General features: G+C 66.8%; 2 protein-coding genes. One reads left to right on the forward strand and one right to left on the reverse strand.

Features of this window, described 5'->3' with window-relative positions; all coding sequences use genetic code 11:
* A partial coding sequence (locus ABZ293_RS41930) for a hypothetical protein (RefSeq protein WP_355189903.1) occupies positions 1-1,978 on the reverse strand: 1,978 nt, incomplete at its 3' end.
* A 204-nt stretch (positions 1,979-2,182) separates the two neighbouring features.
* Here ABZ293_RS41930 and ABZ293_RS41935 point away from each other — a divergent pair.
* Positions 2,183-2,810, forward strand: a 628-nt coding sequence (locus ABZ293_RS41935; protein ID WP_355189904.1) for a hypothetical protein, incomplete at its 3' end; no start/stop codon positions are given.

The following is a 2,810-nucleotide window of genomic DNA, read 5'->3' on the forward strand; positions in this document are numbered from 1 at the left end:
GTTGCCGTGCTTCTCGCGCGACCTGCTCGACACCAACCCCCCGGCCGACGGCCTCGAGCTGCCAATCCACAGCCTGCCCCACATCCGCCGCCCCGAGCCTGCGTACCGCGGCGGCCACGTGCCGGTGCACCGTGCTCGAGGAAGTGACGCCGAGTCGTCTTGCGGCTGCTGTGTAGTCCTCGTCGATGGCGAACTGCTCGAGCGCCTCCCCTTGCTTGGATGTCAGATCCCGCACGGGGGCATCGGCCGGTGAATGCGGTGCGCCGATCAATACGGCACCCAGAACGGTGACGCCGTCCACGCCGCCCGGAATCGTCTGCCAGACGCCGTCAGGGGCAAAAAGAATAGCAGTGATGACACGAATATCAGCGATGGGATGCTCGCGCAGAGGATAATCGCGGCCCGGAGACGAAGGGTCGTGGACCATGACGGTTCCGGATTCGTTGTAGAACACCGTGTGGTGTGCGCCCACCCCGTATTCGTCACCCGGTCCGTGATAGCCGTCCACGACCAACGCCATAGCCCCGTCACCGAGCCCGAGGAGATGTTCCCCGATGAGATCGTGGCTATCGAAGACCTGCAGTTCAGCGTGAGCGTAGCCGTTGAACTCCCCGGCACTCATACCACTGAGAGCGTAAGTATCCCCGGCCGGTGGCGTAATAGGGGTGTTGGGGTTCTTGGCCTTGGCGTAACGCAAACCGACCGCCGCGCAATAGTTACCAGCCCCTATCGGGGGGGCGCCGGGTACCGGAGCGTCGAACTGCGAGCCCTGACCGGTGACACCGGGGATTGTTGCGGCGTGGATGTGGCGGGTGGGCGTGGTCCCGTGTCGGTACGCGTGTTTGTCGGGGTGTTGCAGGAAGTAATAGACGAGGGCACCGGGGGTGGGGTCGTTGATGAGGGCGTGCCGGGTGATACCGCGTTGGATGAAGACGGAGTTGGCCAAGGTTCCGGGCTGGGCGGTGACGATCGGGAGGATGAAGTGGAGGCCGGAATACGCGATGGAGCGGTTGTCGGTGGCGAGGCCGCTGCGTAGTGCGGCGATCTCGGTGTTGAGCGCGCCCACGCGGGCGGTGATGATCGTGTTGTCGAATTCGATCCGGCGGGCGTCCTCGACACCGCGTGCAGTGTCGTCGTCGACGAAGGGCCCCTTGTCGAATCCACGCCGCCACGCGTTCTCGCGGGCCTGCGCAATATCGATTTCATGGGTGGTGATGTCCTGGATGTAACGGTCGAAATAGGTCTCGAGGTGGCCGGCGAGATCGCCACGCAGTTGCTCGAGGCCCAGTCCGCGCGCCGCAGCGAGATTGGTGAGGATCGCGTCGAGCGAGTGCTGCTCGTCACCCCAATCGGTGGGGTCGTCGGGCCCGTGGATGGTGACGTCCGAGGGGCTCTCGGCGTCGAGGCGGGTAAGGAATTCGGCCGCGGTCAGGGTTTCCAACCCGGCAGGGGTGTGACTTTCGATGTTGCCGTCGCCAAGGACAACGGCAATGGTGTTGCCAGGCCACTGGATTCGAGTATCGGTGAACAAGACGTTGCGGTTCAGCCGGTCGGCGAGGCCGGCCACGGTGGTGTGGACGGTGGGCGCGGACGTGTCCGGTGGGGGGTAGTGGACGCTCGTCGTAGTGATAGTGCGGTCTTGGTTGTCGATGTAGTCGCGCAGGTAGGGCAGGATGCCGGCGGCTTGGAGGGTGGTGGGTCCGGAGTCGAGGAGGTCGAGATCATGATTGCCCAGATGCAGAAGGGTGAACGCGTAGTCGGGGGTAACGGTGATCCGCAGTGTCCGATCGATGTCGATGAGGTAGACGTGGGTACCGGGCCGGTAACTGGGGAATGCTCCGCCCGTTGCCTCGGCCACGCCCATGTCCTCGCCGAGCTCCTCGAGAAACTGGCCCGGGTCGTCGAAGTCTCGGATGCGCTCACCGGCCGGGATGTCCGGCATGGTGTCGTCATGACCGGGGTGGAGGTCATCACGCACCGAGACAGCCCCATCCCCCGGCCCACTCGGGTCGGCGACAGGAGCGTTTCGGTCACCCGCCGAGTCCGCGCCCGACGCGCGCGGAACCCAGGGCCGCGCCGCGCCGCTATCCCGCGACGAGGATGCCTGCGCCGGCGCGGAAAGCGTGCTGGGGGCAGCAGTGTAACCGCCCTCGGCACCCGGTTCCCCCACAGCCTGCGGGCGTTGCCGCGCTTCTCGCGCGACCTGCTCGACACCAACCCCCCGGCGGACGGCCTCACCCTGCCATCCCACAGCCTGCCCCACATGCGCCGCCCCGAGCCTGACTACCGCACCTTCCACGCCGGACCTCACCGAGGATGGGTCCCTGCCCAGACTTCTTCCGGCTGCGTCGTAGCCCCCGTCGAGAGCGTACTGCGCGAGCGCCCTCCTTTGAATGTCTGTCAGTGCCCGGACCGATCTCTGCGCGGTCTGCGGGCGTTGCCGCGCTTCTCGCGCGACCTGCTCGACACCGACCCCCCGGCCGACGGCCTCACACTGCCATTCCACAGCCTGCCACACATCCGCCGCCCCGAGCCTGACTACCGCGGCGGCCACGTGCCGGTGCACCGTGGCCGCGTTAATGCCGTCAAGCCGTCTTGCGGCTGCTGTGTAGTCCTCGTCGATGGCGAACTGCTCGAGCGCCTCCCCTTGCTTGGGGGTCAGATCCCGCACGGGGGCGCTCGGGACTCCCGCGCCCGGTTCCTGCGCGGTCTGCGGGTGTTGCCGCGCTTCTCGCGCGACCTGCTCGGCATCGACTCCGCGGTCTACCAGCATTTCGGGTGGGTGTGCGCCGGGTACCGGAGCGTCGAAC

Source organism: Nocardia sp. NPDC005998, from assembly GCF_040614395.1.
Classification (GTDB): Bacteria; Actinomycetota; Actinomycetes; order Mycobacteriales; family Mycobacteriaceae; genus Nocardia.